Annotated in this window: 17 protein-coding genes and 1 pseudogene; 4 read left to right on the forward strand and 14 right to left on the reverse strand. The window is 60.0% G+C overall.

The features are described from left to right. Positions 1–246 precede the first annotated feature (246 nt). From BK667_RS27990 to BK667_RS28020, 7 genes are all read right to left on the reverse strand, one after another. Positions 247–882 carry an NADH:ubiquinone oxidoreductase subunit N gene (locus BK667_RS27990; RefSeq protein ID WP_123516001.1) on the reverse strand — a complete coding sequence of 212 codons (636 nt, stop codon included), beginning with the start codon at positions 880–882 and terminating at the stop codon, positions 247–249. 82 nt (positions 883–964) lie between these two features. After that, positions 965–2,413: an efflux transporter outer membrane subunit gene (locus BK667_RS27995; RefSeq protein ID WP_123599517.1), complete on the reverse strand. Its 1,449-nt coding sequence runs from the start codon at positions 2,411–2,413 to the stop codon at positions 965–967. Further along, complete coding sequence (locus BK667_RS28000; RefSeq protein WP_123516005.1) at positions 2,410–3,297, reverse strand: efflux RND transporter periplasmic adaptor subunit; 888 nt, start codon at positions 3,295–3,297, stop codon at positions 2,410–2,412. The genes BK667_RS27995 and BK667_RS28000 overlap by 4 nt, the downstream gene beginning before the upstream one ends. Further along, a complete protein-coding gene (locus BK667_RS28005) occupies positions 3,294–3,503 on the reverse strand; it encodes a DUF1656 domain-containing protein (RefSeq protein ID WP_054050271.1) in 210 nt (69 codons plus the stop codon). The genes BK667_RS28000 and BK667_RS28005 overlap by 4 nt, the downstream gene beginning before the upstream one ends. Next, positions 3,500–5,572, reverse strand: coding sequence for an FUSC family protein (locus BK667_RS28010; protein ID WP_123599518.1), 2,073 nt, complete (start codon positions 5,570–5,572; stop codon positions 3,500–3,502). Before BK667_RS28010 ends, BK667_RS28005 begins: the two co-directional genes overlap by 4 nt. Next, positions 5,569–5,997 (reverse strand): MarR family winged helix-turn-helix transcriptional regulator, encoded by a 429-nt coding sequence (locus BK667_RS28015; RefSeq protein WP_123409403.1) that lies wholly within the window; start codon positions 5,995–5,997, stop codon positions 5,569–5,571. Before BK667_RS28015 ends, BK667_RS28010 begins: the two co-directional genes overlap by 4 nt. 130 nt (positions 5,998–6,127) lie before the next feature. Then, positions 6,128–7,603, reverse strand: a complete 1,476-nt coding sequence (locus tag BK667_RS28020) for a Fic family protein (protein ID WP_123599519.1) — start codon at positions 7,601–7,603, stop codon at positions 6,128–6,130. 235 nt (positions 7,604–7,838) lie between these two features. On the opposite strand from BK667_RS28020, the pseudogene BK667_RS28025 reads away from it, so the two are divergent. After that, a pseudogene (locus BK667_RS28025) lies at positions 7,839–8,045 on the forward strand (helix-turn-helix domain-containing protein); the annotation flags it as partial. Positions 8,046–8,077: 32 nt separating this feature from the next. Here BK667_RS28025 and BK667_RS28030 read toward each other — a convergent pair. The 3 genes from BK667_RS28030 to BK667_RS28040 form a co-directional block, all read right to left on the reverse strand. After that, complete coding sequence (locus BK667_RS28030) at positions 8,078–8,260, reverse strand: antitoxin (RefSeq protein ID WP_259698205.1); 183 nt, start codon at positions 8,258–8,260, stop codon at positions 8,078–8,080. A gap of 6 nt (positions 8,261–8,266) precedes the next feature. Further along, on the reverse strand, positions 8,267–8,512 hold the full coding sequence (locus tag BK667_RS28035) for a DUF2789 domain-containing protein (protein ID WP_123599520.1): 246 nt from the start codon (positions 8,510–8,512) through the stop codon (positions 8,267–8,269). Between the two features lie 119 nt (positions 8,513–8,631). Then, positions 8,632–9,093 (reverse strand): aminoacyl-tRNA deacylase, encoded by a 462-nt coding sequence (locus BK667_RS28040; protein WP_123516017.1) that lies wholly within the window; start codon positions 9,091–9,093, stop codon positions 8,632–8,634. A gap of 198 nt (positions 9,094–9,291) precedes the next feature. Here BK667_RS28040 and BK667_RS28045 point away from each other — a divergent pair, with 198 nt between their 5' ends. From BK667_RS28045 to BK667_RS28055, 3 genes are all read left to right on the forward strand, one after another. Further along, positions 9,292–9,825: an NfeD family protein gene (locus BK667_RS28045; RefSeq protein ID WP_123599521.1), complete on the forward strand. Its 534-nt coding sequence runs from the start codon at positions 9,292–9,294 to the stop codon at positions 9,823–9,825. Positions 9,826–9,827: 2 nt separating this feature from the next. After that, the gene (locus tag BK667_RS28050; protein ID WP_054050285.1) at positions 9,828–10,586 is read left to right on the forward strand and encodes a slipin family protein; all 759 of its coding nucleotides are present in this window, start codon (positions 9,828–9,830) and stop codon (positions 10,584–10,586) included. 326 nt (positions 10,587–10,912) lie between these two features. After that, on the forward strand, positions 10,913–11,302 hold the full coding sequence (locus BK667_RS28055; RefSeq protein ID WP_123599522.1) for a DUF6124 family protein: 390 nt from the start codon (positions 10,913–10,915) through the stop codon (positions 11,300–11,302). A 147-nt stretch (positions 11,303–11,449) separates the two neighbouring features. Here BK667_RS28055 and BK667_RS28060 read toward each other — a convergent pair whose 3' ends face one another. Genes BK667_RS28060 through BK667_RS28075 form a run of 4 tightly spaced genes read right to left on the reverse strand, consistent with a single transcriptional unit; the run spans position 11,450 to position 15,285 of the window. After that, on the reverse strand, positions 11,450–12,409 hold the full coding sequence (locus BK667_RS28060; protein ID WP_123599523.1) for a sulfotransferase family protein: 960 nt from the start codon (positions 12,407–12,409) through the stop codon (positions 11,450–11,452). Continuing rightward, the gene (locus BK667_RS28065; protein WP_123599650.1) at positions 12,397–13,182 is read right to left on the reverse strand and encodes an aspartyl/asparaginyl beta-hydroxylase domain-containing protein; all 786 of its coding nucleotides are present in this window, start codon (positions 13,180–13,182) and stop codon (positions 12,397–12,399) included. The genes BK667_RS28060 and BK667_RS28065 overlap by 13 nt, the downstream gene beginning before the upstream one ends. Further along, a complete protein-coding gene (gene cysC, locus BK667_RS28070; protein WP_123599524.1) occupies positions 13,179–13,784 on the reverse strand; it encodes an adenylyl-sulfate kinase in 606 nt (201 codons plus the stop codon). Before cysC ends, BK667_RS28065 begins: the two co-directional genes overlap by 4 nt. Further along, positions 13,768–15,285, reverse strand: coding sequence for a TolC family protein (locus tag BK667_RS28075; protein WP_123599525.1), 1,518 nt, complete (start codon positions 15,283–15,285; stop codon positions 13,768–13,770). Before BK667_RS28075 ends, cysC begins: the two co-directional genes overlap by 17 nt. Positions 15,286–15,326 lie beyond the last annotated feature (41 nt).

Below are 15,326 nucleotides of genomic sequence, written 5' to 3' on the forward strand. Positions count from 1 at the left end.
CGTCTTCCCTGAACCCATGACGGGTCGTGGTCACGACTGCGCAAAAGTGCGATGGAGATTAGCATTTGCGGGGCGAGAGGGCTTAATGATTAAAGGTGAAAGAGTGTCTATGGACAGGTGGCGGGGGTCGAGAGTTTCAGAGGCCGTAAAATCGCCATCGCGGGCAAGCCTTGCTCCTACACAGGATCGCATCGTCCTGTAGGAGCAAGGCTTGCCCGCGATGGCGTCAGCTCAGGCAACAACGATTCACGAATACTGCACTTCAATCTCATCCAACTGATGATCAAAGCTCTTAAGCCGCGCCGTCCACGTATAGACCAGCACTTCAAAATCCCGATTGATCACCGCCCCGCCCGTGATTTCCGCACGTGGGTCGCAGAAGTCCAGTTGATAGCGTTCGCGGGCCATGGCGTTGGCGACATCGGAGAGTTCGCGGGCGTTGTTGAGCCAGTGCCAGCCCTCTTCCGTGACCTGTTTATCCAGGGCCAGGCATTGGGTTTTCAAGGCTTCGAGGCTTTTTTCCAGCGGGGTGCCGGTGAGTTCGCCCATAACTTCCTGGAACGTGCGCCCCGGTTGCCAGTAACTGCCCCAGAAATACCGGTCGAACACGGTTTCGACCCGACGCAGCGCGACTTTAGTGTCCCAAATCAGTACCAGGGTCTTGCCTTGTTCGAGGTGTCTTCGTTTGATCCGCGTGCCCTGGACCGACGCCCAGGCCACCACCACGATGGACATCACGGCAATCAGTGCCGAGGCGCTATCGAGGAACACCAGCGCCTTGTCGATCTGGTGGGCGAGCATGATGCCGTAGAAATAGGTGGCCGACAGCAACACCAATGCCGCAATAGCGCACCAGAAGCCGGGAGCATAAGGGTTTTTCATTATTAGAGTCCCCATGACCAACGCGAGCCTTGATTGATGAGTTCGTCACGCGACCTCATCAACTCAAAGCATAGCAACGGCCTCAGGGTTTGCCGGGCTGTGACGCTTGCGTTCGTCCGCTTTCCCAACCGCCGCCCAACGCGAGGAACAAATCGATCTGGCTCATCGCGACCTGAGTGTTGGCCGAGGCCAGTTGCGCCGTGACATCGGTGTAGGTGCGGGTGGCTTGCAGGTCCGCCAGGAATGACGCGCGGCCGGCCTGGAAGAAGCGGTGGGTCTGGTCCGCCGCCAGTTTTGCCGATTGCTCGGCATCGGCCAGGGCATCGCGGCGTTGCAGCAGCGCCGAGTACTGGGCGAGGCCGGTCTGGGTTTCGCGGATCGCGTTGAGCACCACGCCATCGAAGTGGGCCAGCGCGCCTTGGGTCGAGGCTTCAGCTTCGCGGATTCGCGCGCGGGAGCCGTTGGACGGCACGGTCCAGCTCAGCAACGGGCCGAAGCCCCAGCGATTGGTCTGCGGCTTGCCGAGGTTTTCCAGGGTGCCGACGGTGCCGATGGACGCGCCGATGCTGATGTCCGGGTACAACTCGCCGGTGGCGATACCGATACCGGCGGTCGCAGCGGCCAAACGACGTTCAGCCTGACGCACATCCGGGCGGCGCTTGAGCAGCGTGGCGCCGTCACCGACCGGCAACAATTGCGCAATCTTCGGCAGTTCGGCGCAGCTGTCGGTGCCGGCCGGCAGTTGATCCAGCGGCTTTGCCAGCAACATCGACAAGCGGAACAACCCGGCCTGACGCGATGCCTCATATCGCGGCATGTCAGCGCGCAAGGATTTGAATTGGGTTTGCGAGCGGGTGACCTGGGTTTCATCGCCACGCCCGGCATCACGCAGACGCTGGGTCAACGTCGTGCTCTGGGCTTGCAGGTCGAGGGAGTGCTGGGCGATTTCCCGCTCTTCATTGGCCGCACAGACTTGTGTGTAAGCCCGGACCACATCGGCCACCAGAGTGATGCGCGCCGTGTCCGCCGCTGCCTGGGTTGCATCGGCGTTGGCCTTGGCCGCTTCGATGCCGCGCTGCAAGGTGCCGAACAGGTCGAATTGATAAGACGTGGTGATGCCAATGTCGCCAACGTTGGCCACCGGCACTTTTTCCGGCAGCAGGAACGCTTCGCCGGATTCCTGCAAACGCTGGGCGCCCATCTTCACGCCGCCGCTCCAGCCGCCCGCCGCTTGCGCTTCATCAACCTGCGCCCGAGCCCGGGACAGGTTCGCCGCCGCCACGCGCAAATCGGTGTTGGAGGCCATGGCCTGCTCCACCAATTGATCAAGTCGCGGATCCTGGTACAAACGCCACCAATCGGTGGGCACCGGTGCCGACACGACATCTTTGCCGTTCGCCGCCAGGTTGCCCTGCAAATCTTCGCGGTGCACAGCGGCGTCATCCGGCAAGTGATAATCCGGCCCGACCACCTGACACGCCGACAGCAACAGGCCGAACCCGGCCACCGCCAAAGCCGAGGCTTTGCTCATTTCGCGGGCTCCTCGGTTTTATCGTCAATGATCGACACCGTCGCGGTACGCCCGGCGATCATGCGGAAATCTGCGGGTACGTCGTCGAAAGCAATCCGCACCGGAATCCGCTGGGCCAGCCGCACCCAACTGAACGCCGGGTTAACGTTGGGCAACAAGTTGCTGCCGCTGCTGCGGTCGCGGTCCTCGATGCCGGCGACGATGCTTTCGACATGGCCGCGCAAGCGAGCGCGGTCGCCGATCACCCGGATATCCACGCCTTGGCCAACGTGAATGCCGTCGAGTTTGGTTTCTTCGAAATAGCCGTCGATGTGAAAAGAGTTGCTGTCCACCACCGACAACACTGGCCGCCCGGCGGTGACGAATTCCTGGGCGCGGGGCGCACGGTCGTTGATGTAGCCGTCCACCGGGCTGCGGATGGTCGAGCGGTCAAGGTTGAGCTGGGCACTGTCCACGGTCACCAGCGCTTCGGACAAGGCCGACTGCGCACGGGCAACTTTCGACAGGCTTTCTTCCAGTTGCTCGCCCGGCACCAGATTGCCGAGGCCGCGGTTACGCTTGGCTTCGCGCTGGGCCTGGGCCAGGGTTTCTTCGCGGTCGGCCACGGCGGCTTTCGCCTGGCGCAGAGCCAGTTTGAAACGGTCCTGGTCGATGCTGAACAGCACCTGGCCGCGTTGCACCAACTGGTTGTCGCGCACTTGCACTTGCTGGATCAGCCCGGACACGTCCGGCGCGATTTGCACGATGTCGGCACGGATGTGGCCGTCCCGGGTCCAGGGCGCGAACATGTAATACATCACCATGCGCCAGACCACGACGACGGCGAAACTCACGATCAGCAGGGTCAGCAGCACGCGACCAATGGTCAAAAAAGGTTTTTTCATGTCATCAGGTATCGACTGAGTGAGTCCACGGCGCCGAGGAGCAAAGCGTAGAGAGCCACGTTGAACAATGCCCGGTGCCAGACCAGACGGTAAAAGTGCAGGCGCGTGAGCACCCCGTGCACCAACAGGTAAAACAGGTAGGTAATGCCCATCAGCACCAGCAGCGTGGGCAGGAACACCCCGCTGATATCCAGATCACCGATCATAAAGGCGCTCCATCGATGCCATGGGGCAGTGGTTCTTCGAGTTGTGGCGTGCCGACGAATTCAACCCCGGGTAGCAACGCCAGGCGCAGTCCGCTCAAGGCGTGCAGCAAATGTAGCCGGGCGCCGTCATCGCACTCGATGTTGAGGGCGCGACGGGCGCGGTCCATGGTCATCAGCAACGGACTCGGCGCCGGCAAACGCTCGCCAGCCTTGAGGCAGGCCTTGAAGTACTCGCCGACTTCAGCCACCACTTGATGCAGCAGCACTTGCGGCACACCGAGCACTCGCGGGGTGTAGGCGAGCAGGTCGAGCAGGTTCAGGGCCACGCGCACTTCCCGCAGGGCGACGCCGGTGTCCTGGCCGATCAGGCCCAGACGCGGCAAGTGCTGCATCAGGCGATCAAGCATCTGCACGCCCAATTTGCGGTGTTCGGACAGCGTGGCCGGTTCGGTGAGGCTGACGATGTCGCGCCAACTGAAACGGGTCAGGCGCTTGGCCGCCAGTTCCGCGCCGAACGGTCGGGCAATCAGGGTCCAGACAAACGCGAACAGCAAGCCAATCGGCCCAGCCAGGTTGGAGTTGGAGAAGCTGAGGAAATCCGCGTCGTAAGCGCCCTGGATGCTGATAAAGGACGAGGTGTTCACCAGCGTCAGCAGCATGCCGAGGTAAAACTGCGGCTTGACCGTCAGCGTGCCGATGCAGATGAACGGCACGGCAAACGCCAGCACCAGCATCGGGAAGTCATGCAGATTTGGCAGGACCAAAAACAGATAAAGACTGGCGAACAACACCGACATCGCCGTCCAGAAAAAGAACCGGAAAATCTGCGGCGCCGGGTCGTCCATCGAGGCGAAGAAACTGCACGCCACCGCCGCCAGAATCACCGCGCTGCCGCCGTCGGTCCAGCCGAGCAGAATCCACAGCACCGAGGCGACGATGATCGCGCTGACCGTCGACAACGCCGAATAGAGCATCAACCCGCGATCGAGAAACGGCGTCAGGCGACCGAGGCGCCAATGCCGATACACCGCGCGCCAGTTGTCCTGGCTTTCGCACTGGATGGCGTATTGCAGGCTGCGGCAGTCTTGCCACAAATCGATCCACTCGCCGAGGCGATACAAGGCGTTGGAAAACAGCAACTGCTTGCGATCATCCAGGGCCTCGGCACTTGGTTGCAGGGCTTCGAGCTGGTCTTTCAGCGCCTGCCAACGGTTGAGGTCGGCGTCTTTGTAATTGAGCCATTCAGTGGTCGCGGTCAGCAGCGGCGCAAACTTATCCACAAGCTCCGGGGTGCGGCGCTCCAGGGCGTAGAGCGCGTCGTCCAGGGCATCGATCACTGGCAGCAGGTGAATCATTCGTCCGCGCAGTTCCTTGGTATTGCGCACCGTTTGCGGCCGCGCGCCTTCGTGGGGCAACTGTCCGATCATCAGTTCAAGGCTGTTGAAGGTCGTGACCATGGCCGAACGCAGCGCGCTGACTTCTTCGGGTTTCACCTCGCGAGTGAGGAAGCGCAGGCTGTAGGTCGAGGCGTCGGTGAACCATTTATTCACCGAATCGTTGAACACCGGCGCCAGCCGTCGCGGCCAGAACATGGCGCCGACCACTGCAGCGACGGCGATGCCAAGGAAGATTTCTTCAGTCCGCGCCTCGGCGATGTCCCACACCGCCAGCGGATTATCCAGCACCGGCAAAGCGATCAGCGGCAAGGTGTAACCGGCGAGCATCAAGGCGTAGCTGTTGGCGGTGCGTAGGTGCAGGGACAGGAACAGCAACGTCCCGGTCCACAGCGCGATGATCACCACCAATACCCACGGGCTCTGGACAAACATCGGCACAAAAAACACCGCCGCCGCCGCGCCCATGAACGTACCGACCGCGCGGTACAGCGCCTTGGAACTGGTCGGGCCGACAAACGGGCTGGAAACGATATACACCGTGGCCATCGCCCAATACGGACGCGGCATCTGCATCAGCATGGCGATGTACAACGCGATCATCGACGCGGCGAAAGTACGCACACCGTAGAACCAGTCCCGCGCCGGGGGAACGCCTGTCCAGAAACCGCTCAAGGGTGGATCACCAGCGGTGGATTGGCGGCTTCAAAGGCCCTGAGCACCCGCAGCGCCGCTTCCAAATCACTCTGGTCGATGCCTTCGAGCACTTCATTGCGCAGACGCACCAGCTCGACCTCAACCGCTTGCACCAACTCGCGACCGGTGTCGGTCAGGCTCAAGCATTTGGCGCGCCGGTCATGGGCGTCTTCCGTGCGGCGCACGTAGCCGGAGTTGCACAACTGATCGAGCAAACGCACCAACGACGGACTCTCCATCCCCGCCGCCTGCGCCACCGTCACCTGCCGCACACCCTCCCCCAATCGACCGATCATCAACAACGGGACGGCGCAGGCTTCGGAGATTCCATAATTGACCAGCGTGGTCTGGCAGATCTTCCGCCAATGCCTGGCGGCCACCACCATGGCACTGCTGATGTTCATCTGGAGAGCGTCGAGGTTTTTTGGCACGGGGGAATGACACACTGTTAGTTTGCTAACTATCAATATCGCATTCGAGGGAAAGGGCGGTCAAGTTTTGAAACAAATTCGTTGCTGGAAATGAGACTGACGGTTATTCGTCCGTCATCAATCTCCCGGCCTCCTCCTCAATAAATGCAAAAACCTCCTCCGGCACGCTGTACTGAAATTGCTTGCGCCGGTGCTTCGAGACTTTGCCGTCGTTGTCCAGACACATCATCACAAGTTTCGATAGATCGCTGCCGCGCACGTCGAAACGCTCATTCACCGCTTTGATCACTCTGTCGTAACGGTCCAGAAACTCGGTTTCCTCCCGCAGTTCAACCTCCAGGGCACGCCGTGCCATGCGCAAGGTGAATTCGACGCAGCGAGTGGCGTCCCAGAAGCGATAAATCGAAGGATGCCCAACGAACTCGAATGCCATTTGGTCAGCGTCCAGCCAGGTGACGTTCCAGAAATCACGGGCGGGTTTAGAGAAGTCCTTCAGCGCTTCAAGGTAGTTTGCCTCCTCGTGTTTCATAGCCACGGAAACGGGCAGCAACAAACCGTTTTCCAATGCGCCGGAATGACAAAGCGTTTGATGGATCAGGAAACGTGAAAGTCGACCATTGCCATCCATGAACGGATGAAGGAAGGCAAACCCGAAGGCCGTCACAGCAGCCGCCACCAACGGGTCGATTTGTTTTGAAGACTGATTGGCGAAGCTCATCAGCTCTTCCATCAGTTCACGACACAGGTCTGGAGCGGGCGGTACGTAACTGACGCCAGCGGCACCACGCAAACCGTTATGCAGATGATTCTGTTCGTGGCGAAACAGGACGGCTTTGTCGAAAGGATTGGAAACGGTGCTGTTTTGCAGTTCGACCAAATAGTCTTCGCTCAACTCGCGCCCTTCGTGTGCCTGGCGCAGCAGTTGCACAAAGCGGCGAGATTTTTCCTCGCTGGGTTCTTCTTTCTCGATGGCGAAGGAATCGCGGGTTTCGTGCAGGTAAGCCCAGTTGATGGCGCGGTCCATCATTTCTGGCGGCAAGGTAGCCATGAAGGCTTTGGCTCGACCGAGGATGTCGAGACTGAGCAGAGCTTCGAGTTCGGGGGTTCGTTCTACGGTGGCGCAATAGCGCAGAGATCCCAAGCCATTAAAATCGACGCGCCAGCGGCTATTGCGCAGGGCAGGGCCCGTTACATAACGCTTGGGGTCGAATAGCGCCACAACGCTGCCCCGAACCGGTATCGAATACTCAAGTTTTTGACCGGTGAAGCTTTCCCACAAAAAGCAGGCTTTGCGGATGAATACGCCATTCGGTGATTTGGCCAACTCATCCAGCAATTGCTTAGCAGAAACAGCTTCAAGTGCCTGGGCAAGAATGCAAAGGTTGATGCCCTCGTGCTTGAGGGCAAAAAGAATATGCTCAAGCATCGAGCCTTGAGCCGGAGCCACTGACTGGGGGACAGCCAAGCAATCACCGATCAATGTGATACGAGTAACCGGCTTGATCATCGCAGCGCGTTGGGGTGCGAAAGCCTTAAGGCTCAGCGCGTCACGCAGGTAGGCGTATCCAACAAAAGGCATGGGGAGCGTCCACAGAAAAAATTCACTTAGGCGATTAAAGCCTAGATTTTTTTACTGCTCACCAGATTTTTTTACATTTCAGACTTTTCCCACAGATTTTTTTACACCCCAGCCCTTCCTCAACGACACATCCACCCTGGGGAATGATGGTCAAGTTTTGAAACAGATCGGCGATCAACGACAGGGGCCTTATCGCGCATGCTCAACGTGATCAGATCAATACGGAGATTGTGTAATGAACACCAAACCCATCCGAATCGCTGAGGACCTCAACAATGCACTTTTGCGCATTGACCAGTTGTGGGGAGCGGCATCGAATTCAACTGAAGGGGATGAACTTGAGGTGTTGGCCATGTTGGTAGAAAAGTATGAAAACGAGCACTTTCCGATTCCGGCCTCCGATCCCATTGAAGCCGCCAAATTTCGCATCGCATTCAGTGGGAAATCGAACTGAATATTCGCAGGAACCCCAGCCTATAGGTCCTCAAGATTTACCGGGATCGGTGTTTCATGCCTGCGGGTGCGAACAATTTCCGCCAATTCAAAGTCATCGAGGCGCTCCATCACACACTCGCGAACATCGGCCGGAGCCACTTCCACAGGCTCATCAGGTGCGCCTTTCTTTACCGCTGAAGAATTTTTCTTCAAGTCAGACACGATTTTTCACACCCCCCGCCCCTTCCTCATCAACACATCCAACTGATCCACCACCTCCGCCCAATCCGCGTCATCCAGAATCTCATCCCGCAAAAATGCCGCTTGGCTCTCGCTCCAGAAAAACGCATCCGCCAGATGCAATTCAGGCTTGAGCGGTGAATGGGTAGCGATGAATTTATCGATGCTGACCGGGTCGCTGTCCAGGCCGAGTTGTTTGAACAGGGACGGCAGGCTGTGGGTTGGGGATTCCATGTTGGGCTCCTGGGTGGCTGAAAATTATTCGCGGGCAAGCCTCGCTCCTACAGGTTATCTGCGGTCCCCTGTAGGAGCGAGGCTTGCCCGCGAAGGCTATGTCACTGACGCCGAAAAACCTAATGACTCAACTCGCAAACCTCCGCATGCGGCACCATCCTCAAATACTCCGGCATGCTCATGTGCAGCAGGTTGTTGTGGTTGCCGGCCTCCAGGTAGATGTCTTTCTGCCGAGTCAGCAGCGGGTCGATGACCATGTCCATGCCATAGGACTCGCCCAGCGCAGGCACCGCGCCGCGTTCGCAGTCGTTGAACAGGTGCGCCAGGGTGCTTTCCCGGGTGATTTGCCATTCGCCGCTGCCGCGTACTTTGCTCAGGTCCAGGTGACGGCTGGCGGGTAGCACGGCCATCAGGTAATGCCCGTGGTGGTCGTCGAGGATCACCGATTTGGCCACCCGTTCGGCAGGAATATTCGCCACGCGAGCCGTTTCCAGGCTGCTGGCCGAGTGCGGGTGGGTGACGATGTCAAATTCGCATTGAGCCTTGGTGAGGCTGTCCTGCACGGTTCTTGCCATACGCATGATGCACCTCGGTGTCCGTTGCAACGACAAACGGACGATGGTTAAACCTTTTTCTCTCCTCTGAAAGTCTAGGCCCGCCGGCGCCATCGCGCGGGAAATCTGCCCGCCGGAATCACGGAAAAAACCGGTCAAAATTCGTACAACTCACAGCTCAGCTAGACTCTATACAGAACCACCCCGACTCTCCCGGAGGGTCACGTGAACATTCGTTGCTGTGCAGTGGCGCTGCTGTTGGCCTTGAGCGGATCAGTTTTCGCGGCGGACGGCGTTGTGCTGTTCATGGCCGATCCCCTTGGCCTGTGGCTGATCGTGTTCGGCATCGCGTTCCTGGTGGCCGAGGCGACCATGCCCAATTACGGCGTGATCGGCCTCGGTGGCCTGGTGATGTTCGTCGCCGGCGCGGTGATCCTGACCAACACCCAAGTGCCGGTGCCGCTGATGATCGGTCTGGGATTGATCAGTGCGCTGTTGCTGGTTTTCCTGGTCCTCCACGCCCTGAAAACCCGACCGCGCCGCACCGTCAGTGGCGATGCCGGACTGGTGGGCAGCGTGACGCCGGTGATGTCGTTGCAGGCCGACAGTGCCTACAACGGTTGGGTGCATCTGCAAGGTGAACAGTGGCAGGTGTTGAGCGCCACACCGCTGCAACCGGGCCAGAACGTGCGAGTCGTGGGGCGCAAGGGATTACTGCTACAAGTGGCCGCGGCTGACGCGGCGCCGGCTGGAGAATAACCATGGGCCTGCAACTGGGTTTTGCCGCGCTGCTGCTGTTGGTGATTGCACTGGCGGGGTCGACCTTTCGCATCTTGCGCGAATATGAGCGTGGCGTGGTGTTCCAGCTCGGACGCTTTTGGCAGGTCAAGGGCCCCGGCCTGATCCTGCTGATTCCGGCGGTGCAGCAAATGGTCCGCGTCGACCTGCGGACCATCGTCCTCGATGTCCCGCCCCAGGACGTGATCACCCGGGACAACGTCTCGGTGAAGGTCAACGCCGTGCTGTACTTCCGCGTGCTCGATCCGCAGAAAGCCATCATTCAGGTCGAAGACTTCCTGATGGCCACCAGCCAATTGGCCCAAACCACCTTGCGGGCGGTGCTGGGTAAGCATGAACTGGATGAGTTGCTGGCCGAGCGGGAACGGTTGAATGTCGATATCCAGCAAGTGCTCGATGCCCAGACCGACAACTGGGGGATTAAGGTCGCCAACGTAGAAATCAAGCACGTGGACCTTAACGAGTCGATGGTGCGCGCCATCGCTAAACAGGCCGAAGCCGAGCGGGAACGGCGGGCCAAGGTGATTCACGCCGAAGGCGAATTGCAGGCCTCGGAAAAACTCATGCAAGCCGCGGAAATGCTCGGGCGCCAGCCTGGGGCGATGCAGTTGCGGTATATGCAGACCTTGAGTTCGATTGCCGGGGACAAGAGTTCGACGATTGTCTTTCCGTTGCCGATTGAGTTGCTCAAGGGGATGGCGGATTTGTCTTCGAAACCTTGAGGAAGCCAACGTCTGGTAGCTCCGTCGGAGATTTCCTTCAAGTTGTAGTGGTGTTGGTGAACTTGTTCCGGCCTGAGCCCAGGCCTAGTCTGGGTTTGTCACTGAATATTCGGTGACACGGACGTGCAAGTCCGACGAAACTGTTTAGGTTGCAACTGCCATGAGCATTTATTGGCTCGCTGCTTTATGGCGGCTGCGCGCAGGAGATCCTCGGATCTGCTGGGTGTCCTAAACAGTCCCGGTCTTGCACACCTGCGCTCGGCCGCCACCCCATTCGCGTGCAAGCGAACGGTGACGGCTCTCACTTACTGTTTAGGATTTTTTATATGCACAAAATTACTCCTAATCCTCCAGATAACTCTGGAACCGATTCCCCCGAAGCGCTCGACGCCAAAAGAATGAAAGAAGCCGCCGACCGCGCCTTCGCCCACTACTTCCCCCCGACTGACGAAAAACCAGCCAAGCGCCGCAGAGGCAAACTCTTTGCCGTTTCCCCCGACATCGACATCGACACCGAAGCCGTACTGGCCAATGCCTCCGAAGACCTGCTGTCCATCAGCGCCATCGCCGCCAACCTGGCAGACGATGTGGATGGCAATCAGCGCTCGGTGGCCCTGGCAGTCAGCCGCATGGCCGATGGCGTGCAAGCGCTGGTCGAGCGAGCGCTGGATGATTGGGAGGCGTTGAAGATGATGCAGGCTCAGACCAAGGTTTAGCCCGGTAGATTGTTGCTGAATGGACTACCGCCACCTGATCGTTCCCACGCTCTGCGTGGGAATGCCTCAAGGGACGCTCCGCGTTCCAGCTCTCGAATGGGACGCAGAGCGTCCCGGGCTGCATTCCCACGCGGAGCGTGGGAACGATCAGTGGGCCAGGCCTGCTGCGACGAGTAATTCTTCCAGCGCCTTGTACGGCGATCGCGCCCAACGCTCCACCCGCTCGATCAACAACGCCGAAGCCTCTCGCCGTTTGCCATCACTGTCCCCGACAAACACTTCCGTCGGCTGTTTGGCATGCCGTCCCACCGCCGCAAACACTTGCTCGCGCTGCCCATCATTCAACCCGAAAACCCCGGCCAATCGCCCGGCCATGGCCCCCGGCAATTCGCTGTAATTCACCGCCAACCCGCCAAACTCGCGGCATTGCGCCAACCCCAGATCCAGTAACCGCCCCAACCGCCGCGCAATGAAATCCTCGCGACTGTCGAATGGCTGATCATCGTCCAGCCCGCTCGCCCCGATCATCCCCGGCACCATGTGCATGCCCGGGAGGCGTTGGTGGGAAACGGCAATTTCCAAGGGATCGCGATAAACAAACAGCCAAGGCGTGTCGGGAAAGCACGCGCGCAACAGGGGCAGCTCAGCGATGTTCCACGCATCGAGTTTGATCACCAGCCGCTGCTCCGCCCCCACACGACGCTGGCCATAAGCGGACAGCAGTCCTGCGAGGGCGGCACGCCGTTCGACGGTTGGCAAATCACTGCGCAGCAACGCATCCAGGGGCGGTGGCTCGCTGATGACGATGTGATCATCGAGTTGAGCCAGCATTTGACTGATCAACGTCGAACCACACCGCGAAGCATGAAAGATAAACGCGCTCGGCGCTAACCCAGGACTCTCGGCCCGCCAGTCACCGAGAACGGCCAACGGCGTTTGCCGGCGAAACGCCTGGTTGAACGGCAACCGCAGCGCATCGTCCACGGCCTCGCGAAAAAACGGCTGATGCAGCGGCGTATCACCAAACCAGCACCAATCCACCTGCCACTCGCCGGCCTGCTGCCAGACCCGAATCGGCAACCAACCTTCCAGGTTCAGGCGTTCCATTGTTCATTCCATTGGCGCCGGCCGTTGCGCATCGCCGCACGCAGTTCTTCGCGGGATAACACCAAGCCTCGCTCAGCCGCCAGTTCCAGCGTGCGGGTGATAAAAACCTCGGTGTCCGCCAGGCCCTGCAACGTCTTCGACAGCTCAACATCGCCAGCCACTAACCGCTGAAATTGCAGCAAGGCACCGGCCCCGACATCAGGCGCAGGTGTGGTCGGTAACCCCTCAATAATCGCCTGCTCCAGCCAAGCGCTGGGCCGACAGTCGAGAACCAAATGCACCCGCGCCGAATGATCACGATTGTCCACTCGATGCGGCCGCGATAAATCAAGAAACCAGCATTCTCCCGCTGCCATCGGCATGCGTTGACCATCCAGCATAAAGTCCACGTGAGGCGGGCTTAAAAGCGGAATGTGCAGACGCAAATCCGCGTCCGGCTCGCCCAGGTCATAGTCGCGATGTTCATGGATGTGCCCGCCCGGCCCAAGCCGCAACAGGCGTGCCGAGACGATCTCCAACGGCAGGTCACGCAAGCCTTGTTGCCACCGCCCATCCCGTAACCACGGCGCACGCAAGAGTGGTTCACCCAGCCCCGGCGACAACTCAGTCAGCGCATCCGCTGCCGAAATCAGCGCCACGCCGCTCCAATCACCGGCGAAGTAAGCCGTGTTGAAATGACCGTGCCACGCATCCTCGCCAATCGCCGCCAACGCCTGTAACAGCAACGGCAGATCCACCGTCACCGGCAGGCGCGAGAACGCGGCTCGGTTCATCGTGGCGGCAGCACCGCGCATTCGCCGAGCCAGGTCAGCAAGCGATCGAGACACGCCTCGACCGATTGCACGCCGGTGTCGAGCACCAGCGACGCGGACGGCGGCGATTCGTAAGGCGCGGAGACGCCGGTGAAACCCGCCAGATCACCGCGACGGGCGCGGGCGTAATGACCTTTCGGGTCGCGTTGCTCGCACACCGCCAGGGAGGCGCTGCACCAGACTTCGCGGTAATCCTCGCCCAGGCGCTGGGCAAATATCTCCCGCAGCTCCACCAGCGGCGCAATCATCGCCAGGATCACAATCTGCCCGTTCTCCACCAGTAACGTGGCCAGTTCACTGGCACGGCGAATGTTTTCCTGACGATCACTGTCGGTAAACCCCAAATCGCGATTGAGCCCGACCCGCAGCCCGTCGCCATCGAGCACCACGCTTTGCACGCCACGTTCGAACAACGCGGCGTGCAGCGCCTGGGCCAGGGTCGACTTGCCCGCCGCCGGTAAACCGGTCAGCAAAATCGCCGTGCCGCGATGGCCATTGCGGGCCTCCCGTTGGGCACGGCTGATGCTGGCGGTCGGCGCCCGCAGGTTATTGCGCTGGGTCATGCACCGCCACCGGCACCGCAATGTTGCCCGACGCCCACGCCGCTTCACGATTGGCCAACGCGGTGGCGATGGACTGGACTTCGGTGGATTGCACTTCATCCGGCATCGGGTCGAGACCGGCGCTGGCGAAGATCTGGCCGTAGGCGTTACGCAGATCGGCGTAGGACAAGTCCCGACGCAAATCCGCCTGCAAGGTGTTCAGTTCGCCCTGGATCAAGTCCAGTTCGCCAATGCCGGCCGCCTGATGACGGTTACGCAACTGCCCGAGAATCTGCCCGTCGATGCTCGACAGTTCCTGGTTGGTCTGGAACTGATGCAGCGCTTCCTGGTAATTGGCGTTGGCCACGTAGAGCTGCGCCAGCACCGCGATGGACATCGCCTGACGGCGTGCCTTGGCGACTTCTTCGCCAGCCTTGGCGACGTTGATCGCCGCCGGAGCGGAAATCACGTTAAACAGGTTCCAGGTCAACTTCACCCCGTAATCGGCCCACTTGTCGTTGACCAAAAACGAGTTGCTGTCGTAATGCCCGCCCGCCGAAAACTCCAGCCCCGGCAACAACCGCAGCATGGCTTTACGGGTTTCGGCAGTGCTGATGCGGGTCTGGTAATCCTGCTCGCGCAGTTCTGGACGGCTGGCCAGGGCTTCGTGTTCGAGGCTGGCCATGCCGACTTTCAGTTGCGGAATCGTGTAGTCGTCCGGGGTCGCCAGTTTCAGATCGGTACCCATCGGCAGGTTGATCAGGGTCGACAGTTCGGTCTTGGCCAGGGACAACGCGCGGCGTTGCTCTTGCAACTGACGGGTCGCTTCGATCAGCGAGCGCTGGTAACCCAACGACACCACCGGATCGCCGATGCGTTGATCGCTCATGCTCTGGCTGTTTTTGCGCGCCGTATCGACCCGCGCCGTCAGGCTGTCGATTTGTGTCAGCAGACGCTCGGCAGCCACCGCGCGCCAATAAGCCGAGCGCACGTCCTGGACGATGGTGTTGATCACCTTGCGCCGGCGTTCCTGAACGATCAGGCGCTGGTCGCCTTGCTGCTTGGCGCTGATGTAGCTGACGCCGAAGTCGAGGACGTTCCACACCATGGTCAGGTCGGCCACTTTGCGGTCACGGTCCTGGGAAGTCGAAGGTTCCAGAGACTGGGTGCCGGTGAGCACGCTCTGGCTGCTGGAGGCACCCTGGTTGTTGCGCCCGACATAGCCTGCGTCCAGGGCCATGCGCGGCAGCATGTCGAAACTGGCGAGGTCGAGTTGGCGCTTGGCCAGGGCCTCTTCCATGATCTTGAGCCGGCCTTCGAGGTTGTACTTCACCGCGCGGGCCATCGCCTGGTGCAAGGTCAACGGGCCGTTGAGCGGCTCCTGGCCGGTGTACATGGTCTGCATATCGCTTTTGGCACGTTGCTCACTGACGCTACGTTCAATCGGCTCACTTTTGACTGCACATCCGCTGATTGCAAGCGCCAGCAGGCTGGCACCGAATAACTTATGACTTCTTTTCATCCCTGGATCGCCCTTAGGTGCCGCACTGAATTATGTGGTGT

It is taken from the genome of Pseudomonas frederiksbergensis (assembly GCF_003732705.1).
Classification (GTDB): domain Bacteria; phylum Pseudomonadota; class Gammaproteobacteria; order Pseudomonadales; family Pseudomonadaceae; genus Aquipseudomonas; species Aquipseudomonas frederiksbergensis_F.

Excerpts from the sequence above, each read along its gene's own strand:
- BK667_RS27990 (WP_123516001.1), bottom strand. The coding sequence starts at position 882 with ATGAAAAACCCTTATGCTCCCGGCTTCTGGTGCGCTATTGCGGCATTG.
- BK667_RS27995 (WP_123599517.1), bottom strand. The coding sequence starts at position 2,413 with ATGAGCAAAGCCTCGGCTTTGGCGGTGGCCGGGTTCGGCCTGTTGCTG.
- BK667_RS28000 (WP_123516005.1), bottom strand. The coding sequence starts at position 3,297 with ATGAAAAAACCTTTTTTGACCATTGGTCGCGTGCTGCTGACCCTGCTG.
- BK667_RS28005 (WP_054050271.1), bottom strand. The coding sequence starts at position 3,503 with ATGATCGGTGATCTGGATATCAGCGGGGTGTTCCTGCCCACGCTGCTG.
- BK667_RS28015 (WP_123409403.1), bottom strand. The coding sequence starts at position 5,997 with ATGAACATCAGCAGTGCCATGGTGGTGGCCGCCAGGCATTGGCGGAAG.
- BK667_RS28020 (WP_123599519.1), bottom strand. The coding sequence starts at position 7,603 with ATGCCTTTTGTTGGATACGCCTACCTGCGTGACGCGCTGAGCCTTAAG.
- BK667_RS28035 (WP_123599520.1), bottom strand. The coding sequence starts at position 8,512 with ATGGAATCCCCAACCCACAGCCTGCCGTCCCTGTTCAAACAACTCGGC.
- BK667_RS28040 (WP_123516017.1), bottom strand. The coding sequence starts at position 9,093 with ATGCGTATGGCAAGAACCGTGCAGGACAGCCTCACCAAGGCTCAATGC.
- BK667_RS28050 (WP_054050285.1), top strand. The coding sequence starts at position 9,828 with ATGGGCCTGCAACTGGGTTTTGCCGCGCTGCTGCTGTTGGTGATTGCA.
- BK667_RS28055 (WP_123599522.1), top strand. The coding sequence starts at position 10,913 with ATGCACAAAATTACTCCTAATCCTCCAGATAACTCTGGAACCGATTCC.
- BK667_RS28060 (WP_123599523.1), bottom strand. The coding sequence starts at position 12,409 with ATGGAACGCCTGAACCTGGAAGGTTGGTTGCCGATTCGGGTCTGGCAG.
- BK667_RS28065 (WP_123599650.1), bottom strand. The coding sequence starts at position 13,182 with ATGAACCGAGCCGCGTTCTCGCGCCTGCCGGTGACGGTGGATCTGCCG.
- cysC (WP_123599524.1), bottom strand. The coding sequence starts at position 13,784 with ATGACCCAGCGCAATAACCTGCGGGCGCCGACCGCCAGCATCAGCCGT.
- BK667_RS28075 (WP_123599525.1), bottom strand. The coding sequence starts at position 15,285 with ATGAAAAGAAGTCATAAGTTATTCGGTGCCAGCCTGCTGGCGCTTGCA.